15 protein-coding genes are annotated in these 16,413 nt (G+C 64.3%); 6 read left to right on the top strand and 9 right to left on the bottom strand.

Annotated features, from left to right (window positions below; all coding sequences use genetic code 11):
• Positions 1-313: 313 nt before the first annotated feature.
• From ACYP5B_RS10365 to ACYP5B_RS10325, 9 genes are all read right to left on the bottom strand, one after another.
• A complete protein-coding gene (locus ACYP5B_RS10365; RefSeq protein ID WP_459569523.1) occupies positions 314-1,402 on the bottom strand; it encodes a phosphotransferase family protein in 1,089 nt (362 codons plus the stop codon).
• 78 nt (positions 1,403-1,480) lie between these two features.
• Positions 1,481-2,266, bottom strand: a complete 786-nt coding sequence (locus ACYP5B_RS10360; RefSeq protein WP_459569522.1) for an SDR family NAD(P)-dependent oxidoreductase — start codon at positions 2,264-2,266, stop codon at positions 1,481-1,483.
• Between the two features lie 87 nt (positions 2,267-2,353).
• Positions 2,354-3,823: an NAD(P)(+) transhydrogenase (Re/Si-specific) subunit beta gene (locus ACYP5B_RS10355; protein ID WP_400093346.1), complete on the bottom strand. Its 1,470-nt coding sequence runs from the start codon at positions 3,821-3,823 to the stop codon at positions 2,354-2,356.
• Positions 3,820-4,155, bottom strand: coding sequence for an NAD(P) transhydrogenase subunit alpha part 2 (locus ACYP5B_RS10350; protein ID WP_267602989.1), 336 nt, complete (start codon positions 4,153-4,155; stop codon positions 3,820-3,822). Before ACYP5B_RS10350 ends, ACYP5B_RS10355 begins: the two co-directional genes overlap by 4 nt.
• A gap of 10 nt (positions 4,156-4,165) precedes the next feature.
• Positions 4,166-5,284 (bottom strand): Re/Si-specific NAD(P)(+) transhydrogenase subunit alpha, encoded by a 1,119-nt coding sequence (locus tag ACYP5B_RS10345; RefSeq protein WP_459569521.1) that lies wholly within the window; start codon positions 5,282-5,284, stop codon positions 4,166-4,168.
• A gap of 246 nt (positions 5,285-5,530) precedes the next feature.
• Positions 5,531-6,325 carry a TauD/TfdA dioxygenase family protein gene (locus ACYP5B_RS10340; RefSeq protein ID WP_318237265.1) on the bottom strand — a complete coding sequence of 265 codons (795 nt, stop codon included), beginning with the start codon at positions 6,323-6,325 and terminating at the stop codon, positions 5,531-5,533.
• A gap of 40 nt (positions 6,326-6,365) precedes the next feature.
• Positions 6,366-7,337 carry a zinc-binding dehydrogenase gene (locus ACYP5B_RS10335; protein ID WP_400093344.1) on the bottom strand — a complete coding sequence of 324 codons (972 nt, stop codon included), beginning with the start codon at positions 7,335-7,337 and terminating at the stop codon, positions 6,366-6,368.
• 37 nt (positions 7,338-7,374) lie between these two features.
• Positions 7,375-7,740 (bottom strand): hypothetical protein, encoded by a 366-nt coding sequence (locus tag ACYP5B_RS10330; protein WP_459569519.1) that lies wholly within the window; start codon positions 7,738-7,740, stop codon positions 7,375-7,377.
• Positions 7,730-8,191 (bottom strand): hypothetical protein, encoded by a 462-nt coding sequence (locus tag ACYP5B_RS10325; RefSeq protein ID WP_459569518.1) that lies wholly within the window; start codon positions 8,189-8,191, stop codon positions 7,730-7,732. Before ACYP5B_RS10325 ends, ACYP5B_RS10330 begins: the two co-directional genes overlap by 11 nt.
• A gap of 188 nt (positions 8,192-8,379) precedes the next feature.
• Between ACYP5B_RS10325 and ACYP5B_RS10320 the strand changes: the two genes are divergently transcribed.
• The 6 genes from ACYP5B_RS10320 (at position 8,380) to ACYP5B_RS10295 (ending at position 16,317) form a co-directional block, all read left to right on the top strand.
• On the top strand, positions 8,380-8,670 hold the full coding sequence (locus ACYP5B_RS10320) for a UxaA family hydrolase (protein WP_267602983.1): 291 nt from the start codon (positions 8,380-8,382) through the stop codon (positions 8,668-8,670).
• Between the two features lie 4 nt (positions 8,671-8,674).
• Positions 8,675-9,829 carry a UxaA family hydrolase gene (locus ACYP5B_RS10315; RefSeq protein WP_459569517.1) on the top strand — a complete coding sequence of 385 codons (1,155 nt, stop codon included), beginning with the start codon at positions 8,675-8,677 and terminating at the stop codon, positions 9,827-9,829.
• A 6-nt stretch (positions 9,830-9,835) separates the two neighbouring features.
• On the top strand, positions 9,836-10,540 hold the full coding sequence (locus ACYP5B_RS10310; RefSeq protein ID WP_459569516.1) for a GntR family transcriptional regulator: 705 nt from the start codon (positions 9,836-9,838) through the stop codon (positions 10,538-10,540).
• Positions 10,537-11,571, top strand: coding sequence for an Ldh family oxidoreductase (locus ACYP5B_RS10305; RefSeq protein ID WP_459569515.1), 1,035 nt, complete (start codon positions 10,537-10,539; stop codon positions 11,569-11,571). The genes ACYP5B_RS10310 and ACYP5B_RS10305 overlap by 4 nt, the downstream gene beginning before the upstream one ends.
• Positions 11,572-11,671: 100 nt before the next feature.
• Positions 11,672-15,250 carry an indolepyruvate ferredoxin oxidoreductase family protein gene (locus ACYP5B_RS10300; protein WP_459569514.1) on the top strand — a complete coding sequence of 1,193 codons (3,579 nt, stop codon included), beginning with the start codon at positions 11,672-11,674 and terminating at the stop codon, positions 15,248-15,250.
• Between the two features lie 89 nt (positions 15,251-15,339).
• The gene (locus tag ACYP5B_RS10295; RefSeq protein ID WP_459569513.1) at positions 15,340-16,317 is read left to right on the top strand and encodes a tripartite tricarboxylate transporter substrate binding protein; all 978 of its coding nucleotides are present in this window, start codon (positions 15,340-15,342) and stop codon (positions 16,315-16,317) included.
• Positions 16,318-16,413: the final 96 nt, after the last annotated feature.

Raw genomic sequence — 16,413 nt, 5'->3', positions numbered from 1 at the left:
ATCGGCATAACGGGAAATTTGGATATCCCTTACCAGTTATGTCGATAGGTGGTAGGAATGTGGCATCGCCGTTCCGTAGTTCGCGTGCCTTGAATCGGCCAGGCACGTTCGGGCCACCGAGAGTACAAGCATCGGAAACCCCAATGCGAGCCTGAATGCCAAGATCCCGACGCCGAGTCTAGCTTCCGCAAGGTCGATGAATGCCCCCCGCTGCGGGGGGCACAGGTTGCTTAGTCTGCGCGGCTCAAGTGCCGGCACGTCGCTTGCGGGCACGGACACACAAAGCGGGCCCGCTGGCGGCCGCTGCGCGGGATTAGCGCGCCCATGCCCCTGGCCGCGTTGCCCCGTAGCGGGTCGCATACTCCCAGCCCAGTTCTGCAAGCGGTTTTGCCTTGCGGCCGGTTTCCAGCGCATCTGCGGCTGCCGCATTGCCGCCTTCCGCGCGCCGCGCGATACCGTTCATGATGGCCGCCAGCCGGAAGAAGTTATAGGCGAGGTAGAAGTCCCAATGTTCCATCTCCTGCATGCCGTTGGCGTTGCCGTACCACTGGATGTAGGTGGCCTCGTCCGGAATGCCCAGAGCATGCAGGTCCAGCCCGCCGATGCCGCGCCAGAGCGACGCCGGGATGTGCCAGCCCATGCACTGGTAGGCAAAGTCGGCCACTGGGTGGCCTAGCGTCGACAATTCCCAGTCCAGGACCCCGAGTACGCGCGGCTCGGTCGGATGAAAGAGCAGGTTGTCCATGCGGAAGTCGCCGTGCACAAGGCTTGTCTGGTGTTCCGGCGGAAGATGGCGCGCAAGCCAGTCCGCCAGGGCTGCCAGCGCGGTATTGCCGTCCGTACCGGTTTCTTCGCACTGGCGCGACCAGCGGCTCACTTGCCGTGCGATGTAGTTTCCGCTTTTGCCATAGTCGGCGAGGCCTACCTTGTGATAGTCCACCCGATGCAAGGCGGCGATCACGCGATTCATTTCCCGATAAATCGCCGTGCGTTCTGCGCGCGACACGCCGGGCAGCGACTGGTCGAACATCACCCTGCCTTGCAGGAACTCCATGACGTAGAAGGGGCTGCCCAGGATCGACGTATCCTCGCTGTAGAGGAAGAGCCGCGGGACGGGTACTTCGCTGCCCTGCAGGGCACGCATCACGCGATATTCGCGGTCGATGGCATGGGCGGACGATAGCAGCTTGCCCGGCGGCTTGGTGCGCAGCACATATTGTTGCGCTTCGCACCAGATCCGATAAGTGGGATTGGACTGGCCGCCGGCCAGCCGTTCGGCCGTCAGCGAGGGCAGCTCGATCAGGCCCTGTCCGTGCAGCAAGACTGCCAGTCTGGTGCAATCCAGGTCCAGCGTGTGTTCATCCGCCGGGGCGGTCTCGCTTTGCGCGCAGGCATGCGTCATCGTGTCTGTCTCCTGGATCCCCGATCCACTACGAGGTCTCTTCGATTGGTTGTGTCGTGCGTTTCGTGCTAAAGCCTGCTAAAGCGTGCTGACCATGTGCCCGCCATCCACGGGCAAGACGGCGCCGGTGATGTAATCCGAGGCGTCCGACGCCAGCAGGAGCAGCGCGCCATCGAGTTGCTCCGGTTGCCCGAGCCGGCGTTGCGGGATCCGCTTTACCAGCGCCTGGCCGCTATCGGTCTCGAAAAAGCTCCGATTGATGTCGGTTTCAAAATACCCCGGCGCCAGCGCATTGACGCGGATGCCATAACGCGCCCATTCCAGCGCAAGCGACCGTGTCAGGTGAATGAGGCCAGCCTTGGCCGCGGTATAGGCGGGCACTTGCTGGGCGACGCGCATACCAAGGATCGAGGCGATGTTGACGATGCTGCCGCCTTTGCCCCCATCGCGCATCATTTTCGCCGCCTGTTGTGCCACCCGCCACGCGCCGCTCAGATTGGTGTCGATCACGCTCTGCCATTCGTCCTCCGCCACCTCGATGGCGGGACGCGTGACAGCAATGCCCGCGCTGTTGACCACGATATTGACCGTGCCCAACGCGCTGGCCGCACCCGCGAAGGCCGACGCCACCGAGGCCGGGTTCCTGACGTCGAGCGAAACCACGCAGCCTTGACCACCTTCGTCGCGGAGCGCGGCAAGCAATGCCTCGCCTTCGCCGACGCGCCGTCCGGCCAGTGCAACCCGGCATCCGGCACGCGCCAGGGTCAGGGCGAAGTGCCGGCCCAGGCCGCCGAAGGCGCCGGTCACCAGCGCTACCTTGCCTTCCAGGTCGGCAAACGGGTTAGGGGCGGGATGCGCTTTCATGCAAAATCTCCTTTGATTGCCAGAATGGATGCGGGTGTTTCCCGGCCACCGCTCGCCAATGGGCGCAGGCGGCCAGCCAAAGCTGCCTCAGGCCGCCTTGCCCATGTCTTCGACCACCTTTTTGGCGTCGCCGAACACCATCATGGTCTTGTCCATGTAGAACAGTTCGTTATCCAGGCCCGCGTAGCCCGCCGCCATCGAACGCTTGTTCACGATGATGGTCTTGGCCTTGTAGGCTTCCAGGATCGGCATGCCGGCAATCGGCGAGTTGGGATCGGTCTTGGCCGCCGGGTTCACCACGTCGTTGGCGCCCAGCACCAGCACCACGTCCGCCTGGCCGAACTCACTGTTGATGTCTTCCATTTCGAAGACCTGGTCGTAAGGGACCTCGGCCTCTGCCAGCAGCACGTTCATATGGCCCGGCATGCGGCCGGCCACCGGGTGGATGGCGTACTTCACCGTCACGCCCTTCTCGACCAGCTTCTCGGTGAGTTCCTTGAGCGCATGCTGCGCGCGGGCCACCGCCAGGCCGTAGCCCGGGACAATGATCACGGTCTCGGCGTTGCCCATCAGGAAGGCCGCGTCGTCCGCCGAGCCGGCTTTGACATTGCGCTGTTCCGCACCGCCGGCCGTGGCGGCTGTCGCTGTGTTGCCGAAGCCGCCCAGCAGCACGTTGAAGAACGAACGGTTCATCGCGCGGCACATGATGTACGAGAGGATGGCACCGCTCGATCCCACCAGCGAGCCCGCGATGATCAGCATCGGGTTGTTGAGCGAGAAGCCGATGCCGGCCGCCGCCCAGCCCGAGTACGAGTTCAGCATCGATACCACCACCGGCATGTCCGCGCCGCCGATCGGGATGATGATCAGCACGCCCAGCACGAAGGCAATTGCCAGCATCAGCAGGAACGGCGACCAGTCCTGCGACAGGAAGAAGAGCACGCCGAAGCCGATCATGGCCACCGCCAGCAGCAGGTTCAGCATATGCTGCCCGGCGAACGACACCGGCGCGCCCTGGAACAGGCGGAACTTGTAGCGCCCGGCCAGTTTGCCGAAGGCGATCACCGAACCGGAGAAGGTGATGGCGCCGACGAAGCAGCCGATGAACAGCTCGATCCGGTTGCCCAGTGGGATGTCGTGCGATCCCGTTGGCGCAATGCCGAAGGCGGCCGGCTCAGCCACCGCGGCCACCGCGATGAAGACCGCGGCCAGGCCGATCAGCGAATGCATGGCGGCCACCAGTTCAGGCATCTTGGTCATCTCGACCTTCTTCGCCACATAGGCGCCGATGCCGCCGCCGACCACCAGCGCGCCGAAGATCAACGCCAGGCCTTCGGCGACCGACGACTGGCCAGCGCTTGCAGCCACGAAGTCGTTCTTCAGTTTGGCGATCAACACCAGCGTGGTCACCACCGCGATGGCCATGCCGGCCATGCCGAAGGCGTTGCCGCGCCGTGCGGAACTGGGATGCGAGAGGCCCTTGAGCGCCTGGATGAAACACACCGAGGCCAGCAGGTAGAGCAGGGTGACGAGGTTCATGCTCACGAGATTGCTCATGCCGTGGCCTCCTTGCCATGGGCACCCGCCGGCTTGGCCTTGGGTTCCTTCTTCTTGAACATCTCCAGCATGCGCTGCGTTACCAGGAAGCCGCCGAACACGTTGACCGCGGCCAGCGCCACCGCCAGCGCGCCCATGGTGCGGCCGACGGGGCCCTCGGTCAGGCCGGCCGCCAGCATGGCGCCGACGATGATGATGGCCGAGATTGCGTTGGTCACCGCCATCAGGGGTGTGTGCAGGGCGGGCGTGACCGTCCAGACCACGTGGTAGCCCACGTAGATCGCCAGTACGAAGATGATCAGGTTGATCACCGTGTGGTTCACCATTTCCATCGACTTCTCCTCAGCTTGTCAATTCCAGTTCACGGCGCTTGGTCATCAGGCATGCCGCTACGATGTCGTCTCTCATATCGATGGCGAGCTTGCCATCCTTGCCGATGATCAGTTTGAGGAAGTCGAGCACGTTGCGCGCGTAGAGCGCGGACGCGTCGGCCGCAACCATGCCGGCCAGGTTGGTGTGGCCGATCAGCGTGACGCCATGGCGCTCCACCACTTCGTCGGCCACCGTGAGCGGGCAGTTGCCGCCCTGCGCCGCGGCCAGGTCAACCACCACCGATCCCGGCTTCATCGCCTGCACGGTCTGTTCCTTGAGCAGCACCGGCGCCTGGCGGCCAGGGATCAGCGCGGTGGTGATGACGATGTCGGCGGCCTTGGCGCGCTCATGCACCAGTTCGGCCTGGCGCCGCATCCAGTCCGCCGGCATCGGCCGGGCATAGCCGCCCACCCCTTGGGCGATCTCGCGCTCTTCGTCGGTGACGAAGGGCACATCGAGGAATTTGGCGCCCAGCGATTCGATCTGCTCCTTGACGGCGGGGCGCACGTCGGAGGCTTCGATGACGGCGCCCAGGCGCTTGGCAGTGGCGATGGCCTGCAGGCCCGCCACGCCGGCGCCGAGGATCAGCACGCGCGCCGCCTTGACGGTACCGGCGGCGGTCATCAGCATCGGCATGAAGCGCTGGTAATGGTGGGCGGCAACCAGCACCGCCTTGTAGCCCGCGATATTGGCCTGGGAGGAGAGCACGTCCATGCTCTGCGCGCGGGTAGTGCGCGGCGCCGCCTCGAGCGCGAAGCCGACAATGCCGGCGGCGGCCATGCGGGCCTTGTTCTCGGCATCGAAGGGGTTGAGCATGCCGACCAGCACCGAGCCCTCGTTCATCCGGGCCAGCTCGGCCGGGGTCGGGGCGCGGACCTTGAGCACCAACTGCGCGCCCAAGGCGTCGGCGGCGCTGCCGATGCGGGCGCCGACCGCCTCGTAGGCGGCGTCGGGCTGGCTGGCGCGCAATCCCGCACCGGCCTGCACGGTAACCTGGTGGCCCTGTGCAACATATTTCTTGACTGTCTCCGGTGTGGCGGCAACGCGTGCTTCGCCTGCCCGAACTTCTGTCGGGATACCCATCTGCATTTTGTATTCTCCTATGCTCTTGTCTTGTCTTGTCGCCCGGCGGCCTCGTGACCGGGCTGCCGGGCACCTTCAGTTCAAGAAGCGCTTCCCCACGCGGGGCCTTGGCGGGGCACTGGAAACCCGCGTAGCGCGCGTGAAGCCGTGACTAGCATCTGGGGACAGGGATTCGATCCGGACCGGCGGGAAGGAAGCCGCCGGCAACCAGGGCACCGGCCGCGCATGTTCCGCAGCCGGGCCCGCTGCTTGTCAGCAGGGGACTTCGCCTTCCAGCGTCACCCGGTTCAGGATGCGCTCGGCCTCGCCGTAGTCGTGCACGGCATAGTGCATGGTGCAACGGTTGTCCCACATCACGACATCGCCCTGCTGCCACATATGGCGGTAGACGTTATCGGGGCTGGTCGAGTGTTCGTAGAGAAAGTCGAGCAGCGGACGGCTTTCGGCGGGCGTCATGCCTTCGATGGAGTGCGCCGTGTCGGGATGCCCCACATAGAGCGCCTTGCGGTGTGTCTCCGGATGGGTGCGAACAAGCGGGTGGACCGCCGAGGGCACCGAATCCGACCCCGTCATCCTGGCGAGCCGCAATCCCGTGAAGCGCACGCGCAGGCCTTCGAGCATGCGTTGCATTGCGGGAGACAGGCGCTCATAGGCCAGATATTGATTGCACCACATCGTGTCTCCGCCGCGCGGTACCACGACCGCGGAGAGAATCGAGATCTTGGGTGGCACCTCGGTATAGATGGAGTCGGAGTGCCAGGCCTCGGTAGATGCCGTCTCCTTGGGAATCTTGGTGACCTGGGCGAGTTCCGGGAAGTCCGACAGCCCTCTCAGCAGCGGATTGTTTTGCACCGGTTTACCCCAGCGCCTGGCAAATGCGATCTGGGCCTCGGGCTGGAGCCTTTGGCCGCGGTAGACCAGCACGCCATATTCAAGGAACGCCTGATGCAACACTTCGAAGGCCGCATCGTCAATCGGTTGGTTCAAATCGATGCCTTCCACCGACCCGCCAACCGAGCCGGTGAGCGGTGTGACCTGGATACCCATGAATGTCTCCTGTTCGTTTTTGAAAACTCAAAAGGATGAATTAGTCCGCGACCAGAACGATCTTGCCGACGTGCTGGTCAAGCTGCATATAGGCGTGCGCTTCGCCAATGGCGTCCATTGCAAAGGTGCGGTCGATCGGCAGACGGATCCGCCCAGCCGCCAGGAAGGGCAGCATGTCGCGCGCGCAAGCCTGGATGCACTCCAGCCGTTCCTGCTCCGAGCGCGTGCGGAATGTCACGCCAACCAGCGTCAGCCGCTTGAGCCAGAGCAGGCTCAGGTCGATCTGCGCCGTGCTCGAACCCAGCCGGGCAATATTGACCAGCCGTCCCTTGACCGCGAGGCTCTGCATATTTGCCTCGAAGACCGGGCCGCCCACGGTGTCGATAATGAGATCGACGCCATGATTGCCTGTGGCAGCCATGACGGCATCGACCTGCGATTCGCTCGATGCATTGATGCCCACGTCCACACCGAACTGGCTCAGGCGATCGAGTTTGGCGGCCGAGCGTGAAGTGGCGATCACTGGTTTGGCGCCAAACAGCGACGCGATCTGGATCGCGGCCATGGCCACGCCGCCTGATGCGCCGTTGATCAGTACCGCTTCGCCGGCACGCAGGCGGCCATTGGTCATCACCGCGTCGTGGGCCGTGATGAAGACATTGGGGAATGCCGCGGCGTCGATCCAGGAAAGACCATCGGGCACCGCCATCAGCGCCAGTGGATCGGCAATCACATACTCGGCCTGGCACGCACGACCGTGGCCCATGACCCGATCCCCCTTGCGCCATCCGCTCACGCCGTCGCCGACTGCTGCCACCTCCCCGGCAAACTCGACGCCCGCGGTGATCGTATTGCCTGTGCGCAACTCACGCGCCTGGTTGATTTCGCCCCGGTTGAGACCGGCGGCTCGCACCCTGACCAGAACCTGGCCGGCGCCAGCGACTGGAACGGGGATGTCCTGTATTTCCACTTTGCCGCCAGTAGGGCTCGGTACGACACGTACTGCTTTCACTGCTGTCTCCTTTTCATATGGTGCTGCAGTAGTTTGATCACTCGCTGGCGAGGGCCTTCGTACGTATCCGCGCCAGCAATTCAAGGGCGCGCTCGGCGGCGCGCTCGCCGCCCGCCAGGTTGCCGCGGACAAAGGGCGGCCGGATATCCTCGATTTCGGCCAGCATCTGCATCAACTCGCCGTCCGCGATGCTGAGCCGTCGGAACTCGTTGATGGTCAGCAGGTAAGTGTGAAAGACGTCGCTATCCGGCCGGTTCGCACGCAGTCGATGGAGCGCGGCGTTCAACCAGTGCGTGCCCGCCAGCATGGCGGCCTCGATCTTGATCTCGTAGTCGGCTGGGCCGCACTTCCGCAGCGAGCGCTCGATCCGGCGCGCGATGGCGATGTGGGCGTCAACGTGCATCTTTGCCTCCATGCATCCGGCTGGCCAATAGCTGCAGGCAACGGCCAAGGGCAGCATCGCATTCCCCGGCAATGGCCGCCGTCGGCGCCAGCCCCTCGCGCAGGCACGGATCCCGATGGCGTTCGACGATCTCCATCTCATGCATCATCGCCGCCACATCGTTCGGGACGGGGGCGTCGATCTTGGGCCTGCCCACGTGCAGCACATCGCCCAGCGGGCCGAATGCCGCACGCAGCGAGCCGTCCGGCTGCGGTACCAGGTAGGCGCCTGGCTGCGTCGGGAACACGTCGTCGTCCAGCGTGACGGCGGCATGATGGAGTGCCGCATTGACGGCGTGCGTGCCAGCCGTCATCCCGGTCCAGAACCACAGTTCGAAGTCCTGAAGAGGATCGAGGCGTTCGCGCAATGCTTCCAGCTTCGCAATCTTCTCCATGTGGGAAGCCACCTTCATTCTCTGTCTCCTGAATTCGCGGGCACTGCTGTGCCGCCCTTGTTGTGAAGATAGGCACAGTGCGTGTTGCTGTCAAGAACTTCTATATAGGACTTACGTGGACGAGTAGTGGATTGCCCCAGTAAACCTTGACATGCTGGCTTTAGATTAACTACAGTACATCAAACACCTATATAGGAATCCAGCAAATGCCACGTGCCATCGTACTCAACCAGGCGGACAACGTCGCCACGCTGCTCGATGCCGGCCGTGCCGGCGAGCCCTGCACCCTTCAAGGAGAGGCATCGGGACAGATGACGCTGCTCCAGGATGTGCCATTCGGCCATAAGGTCTGTATCGCGGATACCCCGCTGAGCGCCAGTGTCCTGAAGTACGGGCAGGTCATCGGGCGGGCCAGCCGGAACCTGAAGGTTGGCGAACACATGCACGTGCACAACATCGAGTCGACCCGCGCCCGCGGCGATCTGGAAAAGAGGTAAGCAAATGGCAATGACATTCCTTGGCTACCGCCGCGAGAACGACACAGTTGGCGTACGCAACTGGGTGGCGGTGATTTCCGTGATGGACAACTGCAACCCGGTTACGCGCACCATTGCGCAGACCGTGAGCGGCTGCATCCCGGTCACCACGTTGTTTGTGCGTGGGCAGTTCGGCGCCGACCTGGATTTCGCTTATGAGTCGCTGGCAGGACTGGGACGCAATCCCAATGTCGCCGCAGTCCTGCTGGTGGGGCTCGAAGATTCGTCGACGGAGGAGGTGGCGCGCCGTATCAGGACCACGGGGAAACCCGTGGAAACGGTGCATCTGCAACCGAACGGCACGATCGACTGCATTGCCGCCGGCACCCGCAAGGCCTTGAGGCTTTCACTTGCGGCCTCGCGTGCAAGGCGCGAACCCTGCCCGGTGTCGTCGCTGGTCCTGGGCGTCGAGTGCGGCGGTTCGGATACCACCTCCGGCCTGAGCTGCAATCCGACGATCGGCCGTCTGGCCGACCGGGTGATCGAAGAGGGGGGCACCATCATCATTTCCGAGACGTCCGAGTTCATTGGCGCGGAGCACCTCTTTGCCGAACGCGCCGTCGACGATGCGGTCAGGGATGCCTTCGTCAGGGCGGTCCGCGGCATGGAGAACCTCGCGATTACCCGTGGCGTGGATATGCGCGAATCCCAGCCCTCGCCCGACAACAAGCGCGGCGGGCTGACCACGGTCGAGGAGAAAGCCCTGGGCGCGATGGCCAAGGCTGGCTCGAGCCCACTGGTTGGCGTGCTGCGCTATGGCGAAGCCCCGGGAAAAAAAGGCCTGCATTTCATGGACGCTCCGGCGGCGGCAGTGGAAAATCTCAGTGCACTTGCCGCCGGCGGTTGCCAGCTCACCTTCTTTGGCACGGGGGTGGGCAATCCGATCGGCAGCATGGTCGCTCCGACGGTCAAGGTCTGCGGCAACGTCAATACGCTGGAGTCCATGGCCGATAACATTGATTTCGACGCAAGCGGGATCCTCGAGAAGGGACAAAAGATCTCTGATGTGGGCGATCGGCTGTATGCCTACGCCATGGATGTGGCGTCCGGCACCCGTCTCAGCAGCGAGGTACTGGACATCAGGGAAACCGCAATCAGTCGATTTGCACTTAGCCTCTGAGCCAACATGACAAAGCTGATCAGCGTCTCCGACGCCATTATCCGTTCCATTGAATCCGGCGCGCTGCGCGAGGGTGACAGGTTGCCTTCCGAGGGAGAGCTTGCCACGGCGCATGGCGTCAGCGTGGGCACCATTCAGAAGGCGCTGGCACGTCTTTCGCACTCCGGACTGATCACCCGCGAGCAGGGCCGCGGCACCTTCGTCTCGGGCGCCAGGGTCGCGCCTGCCGATGTGCGCTACCTGCGCTTTCGCGATGCCGAGGGCATCGAGCTGCCTTCCTATGTCCATGCGCGCTCGGTCAAGCGGCTCAAGCGCAAAGGGCCGTGGTCGGAGTTTCTCGATGGCGAAGCCTTCGTTCGCATTGAACGCATCATCAATGTGGGCGGGCGCTTCGACCTGTACAGCGAGTTCTGGCTGCGCGAGGAGGACTTCGCGCAACTGGGCGGCGTTGAACGCGATGATCTCGAGAAGAATCTGCGGGAGCTGCTCGGGCAGCGCCTGGCGCTCCCGACGTTGCGCGTGGACCAGTGGATGCGATTCGACGAAATCCCGTCGGTAGCGGCCCGCGAGCTTGGTCTCGAAGCCGGGCAGCCGGGCTTCGTCATGGAACTGCGCGGCTATACGCTGCGCGACCGGCCGCTGTACTACCAGACGGTTTATTCCGGCCCGTTTTCCGAGCGCCTGATGGTGGTGCGGGAGAAGGCCTCATGAGCACGCATTGGAACGTTCAGGCGCTTGAGCAGTGGACGACCCGGGTATTCGAAGGCTGCGCCGTGCCGCAGGAACAAGCGGCCGAAGCCGCCGCCATCCTGGTGCGCAGCGAGTTGCGGGGCTATAAGACGCACGGCATGACTCGCTTGGCGTCTTATGTGGAGCGGCTGCGGGCGAACGAGTTCAATCCCAGGCCGGAGATGGCATATCGGTCCTTCCCCGGCGGCATCGTGCTGCAGGCCGATGGCGCCATGGGGCAGATCGCCGGTCCTTATGCGGTGCGCCTGGGACTGGAAGCCCTGGAGACCAGCGCTTCCGTACTGATCGTGCTGCAATCGTGCGGCCATCTGGGGGCGCTCGGCATCCACGCCCTACTGGCGGCGGAGGCCGGTGCTTTCTCCATGATCGGGCAACGCACGCCGCCAGCGCTCGCCATGGAGGGATTCCCGCGCGCGGCAATCGGGCACAACCCGATTGCGTTCGGTTGCCCGCTGCCGGGGCAAGCCCCGATCGTATTCGATGTGGCGTGCAGCGTGGCCGCGCGTGGCCATATCTTGCTCGCGGCACGCGAGGGAAAGCCGATCCCGCAAGGGTGGGCGCTGGATGCGGACGGCCGGCCAACCACCGATGCAAAGCGCGCGCTGGGCGGGTCACTGTTGCCCATGGGCGGCCACAAGGGCATCGGCATTGCCATGATGGTGGAGTGCCTCGCCGGTGCCCTGGCGGCCACCGCCGCGTCTCACGCACCGGCGCCGGGCGATCTCCTGCCTGGCCGTGGCGCCGCCATGCAGGACGCGTTCCTCTGGATGGTAAAGCCGGAATCCTTCGCCGGGCAGGCGCCCTTTGGCGAGTATATGAGTCAATGGACCGAGACCTACCTTTGCGCAGGCGGCGATGAAGCGCGGCTGCCCGGCAATCGTGGCGACGCACTGGAGCGCGAGGCACGCGAGCACGGGATTGCGCTGCCTGCCGCGATCGCGCAGGAGTTAAGCGTGCTTGGCGAACGGCTCGGCGTGCGATTTCCGACATAAGCACCAGAATAAGCACCGAAGCGCCACGCGTACCGGGTCCTTGCGAGCCCGGCGGGCGCTGGTCGCCCTCCCCACAACACAATTGGCGAGTACCTGCCCTATGAATGCCCCTCTCTCAGACGCCTCACGCAAGGCCATGGAAATCGTCACGCTCGACGACAAGTACGCACTGGACACGGGGCGTGCTTTCATGAGCGGCGTCCAGGCACTGGTGCGCCTGCCGCTGCTGCAGCGCAAACGCGATGCACTGGCCGGCCATAATACCGCCGCGTTCATTTCCGGCTACCGGGGTTCTCCGCTCGGCGGATACGACCAGGCGCTGTGGCAGGCCAAGAAGCACCTCGCGGACAATCATGTCGTCTTCAAGCCCGGCGTCAACGAGGAACTCGGCGTGACCGCGGTGTGGGGCTCGCAGCAGCTCGAGTTCGATGCCGAGAGCAAGAAGTACGACGGGGTGTTTGGCATCTGGTACGGCAAGGGCCCGGGGGTGGACCGCAGCGGCGACGCGCTCAAGCACGCCAATCTGGCAGGCACCGCGCCGCTGGGTGGTGTGATCGCACTGGCCGGAGACGACCACGTGTCCAAGAGCAGCACGCTCGCGCACCAGAGCGACCATACGTTTATCGCCTGCGGGCTGCCGGTGTTCTTTCCCGCCAGCGTGCAGGACATTCTGGATCTGGGTGTGCATGCCTTTGCCATGAGCCGCTTCAGTGGCTTGTGGGCCGGCATGAAGACCGTGCAGGAGGTGGTGGAGGCGGGCGCGTCGGTGGTCACCGATGCCGACCGGGTGCGCATCCTGCTGCCCGAAGATTTCGCCACGCCGCAGGGCGGCTTGCATATCCGCTGGCCCGATGATCCTCTGGCGGCGGAAGCGCGGATGATGGAGATCAAGTGGCCGGCGGCGCTTGCCTATGTCCGCGCAAACCGGCTCAACCGCAACGTGATTGAAGGGTCGAATGACCGTCTCGGCATCATCGCCAGCGGCAAGGCCTACAGCGATACCCGGCAGGCGCTGGCTGACCTTGGCCTGGACGATGCCTTGTGCCGCGCGATTGGCGTGCGGCTACATAAGGTGAGCGTGGTGTGGCCGCTCGAGCCAACGAGCGTGCGCGAATTCGCGCACGGCCTGCGCGAAATCCTCGTAGTCGAGGAGAAGCGCCCGATCATCGAGCAGCAGGTGAAGGATGAGCTGTACCACTATCGCGCCGACGCACGGCCTGCCGTGATCGGCAAGTACGAGCCGGCCGACGGTGAAGGCGCCGGCGGTGAATGGAGCCACCGCAAGCCGGCAGAAGACTGGCTGCTGCGCGCCAAGGCCGACCTGACCCCCGCGCTGATCGCCAAGGCCATCGCGAGCCGCCTGAAGAAGCTGGGCGTGCCCCCGGATGTCGCCGCGCGGATGGACGTGCGCCTGGCGCAAATCGAGGCCAAGGATCGCCAGTTCCCCTCCGGCGACAGCCGCGGCACCGACCGTCTGCCGTGGTTCTGCCCAGGTTGCCCGCACAACACCAGCACCCGTGTGCCGGACGGATCCATTGCCATGGCCGGGATCGGATGCCACGGGATGGTGGTCTGGATGGACCGTTCGACCACGTCGTGGACACAGATGGGCGGCGAGGGCGTGCCCTGGATGGGGCAAGCGCCGTTCAGCAAGCGCGCGCACATGTTCGCCAATCTGGGCGACGGCACGTACAACCACTCCGGGTCGCTGGCGGTGCGGCAATCGATCAATGCCGGCGTCAATATCACCTACAAGATCCTCTACAACAGCGCCGTTGCCATGACGGGCGGGCAACCGGTCGACGGGCAGCTGGACGTGCCGGGCATGACGCGCGAACTGGCGTCGGAGGGGGCGAAGCGCATTGTCGTGGTGACCGACGAGCCGCAGAAATATGCCGTCGTCAAAGACCTGGCGCCCGGCGTCACTGTACGCCACCGGGATGAGCTGGATGCCGTGCAGCGCGAGTTGCGGGTGGTCGAGGGTGCCACCGTGATCATCTATGACCAGGCGTGCGCTACCAAGAAGCGGCGGGAACGCAAGCGCGGCACCATGTCCGATCCGGACAAGCGCGTCATCATCAACGAACTGGTTTGCGAAGGTTGCGGGGATTGTTCGGTCGAGAGCAACTGCGTAGCAGTACAGCCGCTTGAAACCGAGTTCGGCCGCAAGCGGGAGATCAACCAGAACACCTGCAACAAGGACTTTTCCTGCGTCAAGGGCTTCTGCCCGAGTTTCGTCACGGTGGAGGGTGGAAATCTCAAGAAGCCGGAGGCGGCGCGCAAGACGAAGCTATCCGACATGCCGGCGCTTCCCGAGCCGAAGCTGCCGGATGCCGCCAAGGCGCAGCGCATCGTGGTGGCGGGCGTGGGCGGGACGGGGATTGTGACCATCGGCCAGGTACTCGGCATGGCGGCCCACCTGGAAGGCAAGAGCGTGATCACGCAGGATGCCACCGGCATGGCGCAGATGGGTGGCGCCACCTGGAGCCACATCCAGATTGCCAACGAAGCCGACGCCCTGCACGCAACGCGCGTCGATGTCGCCATGGCGGACCTCGTGATCGCCTCCGATACGGTGGTCGGTGCCAGCAAGGCAACGCTGGCGACCATGTCGCACGGCCGCACCTTCGTCGTGCTCAACAGCCACGTGACGCCGACTTCGGCCTTTGTCCGCGATCCGGACTGGCAGTCTCACAGCGACCAGGCTATTGCGGCGATCGCGCAAGGCGTCGAGGCCGGCCAGATCGGCATCTTTGATGCCGAACAAGTGGCGACGCAGTTGCTTGGCCAGTCGATCTACTCCAACCTGATGCTGCTCGGCTACGCCTGGCAGAAGGGCCGGGTGCCGCTGTCGCGCGAAGCGCTGATGCGCGCGATCGAACTCAATGCCGTGCAGGTCGACAACAACAAGGCGGCCTTTGAGTGGGGCCGGCACTGCGCGCACGATCTGGCCAAGGTGCCCGTGCGGTCCGCCGATGCCCAGGTGGTTCAGTTCGTCAGGAAGCCTTCAATCGGCGATGTCATCGGCAAGCGCGCCGAGTTCCTCACCCGCTACCAGAACCGCGCCTATGCCGCGCAGTATGAGGACTTTGTTGCCGAGGTCCAGGCCGTGGAGTCGCGCTTTGGCAGCAACAAGGTCACCGAAGCGGTCGCACGCTACCTGTTCAAGCTGATGGCCTACAAGGACGAGTACGAAGTGGCGCGGCTGCATACCGACCCGGCCTTCATCGGCAAGGTCGCCGCGATGTTCGAGGGCGACTTCAAGCTGGTCCACCATCTGGCGCCGCCTTTGATGGCAAGGAAGAACGAGAAGGGCGAGCTCGTCAAGCGGCCATTCGGCCCGTGGATGCGCACCGCGTTCCGGGTGATGGCCAAGCTGAAAGGCCTGCGTGGTACCGCGTTCGATGCGTTTGGCTACACCGAGGAACGGAAGGTGGAGAGGGCACTGATCGGGGAGTACCGCAAGAGTATCGAAGAGCTTCTGCAAACGCTGTCGCAACGGAATCTCGACCTGGCACTGGAAATCGCGCGCCTGCCGGAAGACGTTCGCGGCTACGGCCACGTCAAGGCGCGAAATTTGGCCGCAGTCCGGGCCAGATGGGAGCGCTTGATGACCGAGTGGCGTAGCGCCCTTGGTGCCCAGAGCGAAGACGGGCCGAAGCGCAAGGCCAAGGCTTGAGCCAGAGGCAACATACCGGCGCGCACTCGGGGCGAAGCAAGCAAGTTTGTGTGTAGAGCATCATCAAACTATAAAGACTGGAGACCGTGATGAACTTCGTACTGCGCCGTGCAGGCCTGTTTCTGTCTGCCATTGCACTGGCTGCTACCGTCCCCTGCGCGTGGGCGCAGGGTGGGTACCCAAACAAGCCGATCCGTATCATCGTACCGTGGCCGGCCGGCGGCGGCGTCGACTCCGTCACCCGTACCGTGGCGGAGAAGCTCTCCATCAGCCTTGGCCAGCAGGTCCTCGTGGACAACCGGCCCGGCGCCACCGGCAATATCGGTGCGGGCATGGGCGCGAAGGCAGCACCGGACGGCTATACGCTGCTGGTGGCAAGCGCACCGATGACGATCAACCCAAGCCTCTACAGCAACCTGCCCTTCGACACGAGCAAGGATTTTGCACCGCTGAGCCTGCTGGCCAGTTCACCCTATGTGCTGGTGGTGAATCCGACGGTGGCGAAATCGGTGAAGGAACTGGTGGCCAGCGCTAAATCGGAGCCGGGGCGCATGAGCTATGCGTCGCCAGGGCCGGGAACCCAACAGCACCTGATCGGCGAGTCGTTCAAGGAAGCAGCCCACATCAACGTCATCCATGCCCCTTACAAGGGCGGACCGCAGGCACTGACCGACATGGTCGGCGGCCATATCCAGATGATGTTTCACGGCCTTCCCGCGGTGCTGCCGTTCGTGAAATCCGGCCAGATCAGAGCCATCGCGGTAGCCAGCAAGCAGCGCCTGAGCATGCTGCCGGATGTGCCAACCATGGCGGAAGCGGGATTCCCCGGGATCGAGGCGAGCGAATGGTATGGCCTGGTGGCACCTGCCGGGACGCCGAAGGAGATCGTGGTTCGCCTCAGCACGGAGATTGCGAAAGCCCTGAACATGCCAAGTGTCCGCGATCAGTTGGTCGGCAGAGGCTATGAACCGGCCGGCAGCACACCCGAGCAGTTCAGCACGTTTATTGCCGCTGAGCAGAAGAAGTGGGCCATCGTGGTCAAGCAATCGGGGGTGCGCCTGGACTAGCGGATACCGGTGCGGATGCGCAAATCCCATCCCCTCAGTAACGACTACCGGCAGCGAGCCATGTACTTGCTGATCCACCGCCGCAAGGCAGGAGAC

The sequence above is a fragment of the Cupriavidus sp. 8B genome, from assembly GCF_054589115.1.
Note: the sequence above shows the minus strand (reverse complement) of the source record. Positions and strands in the feature narration are given on the sequence as shown.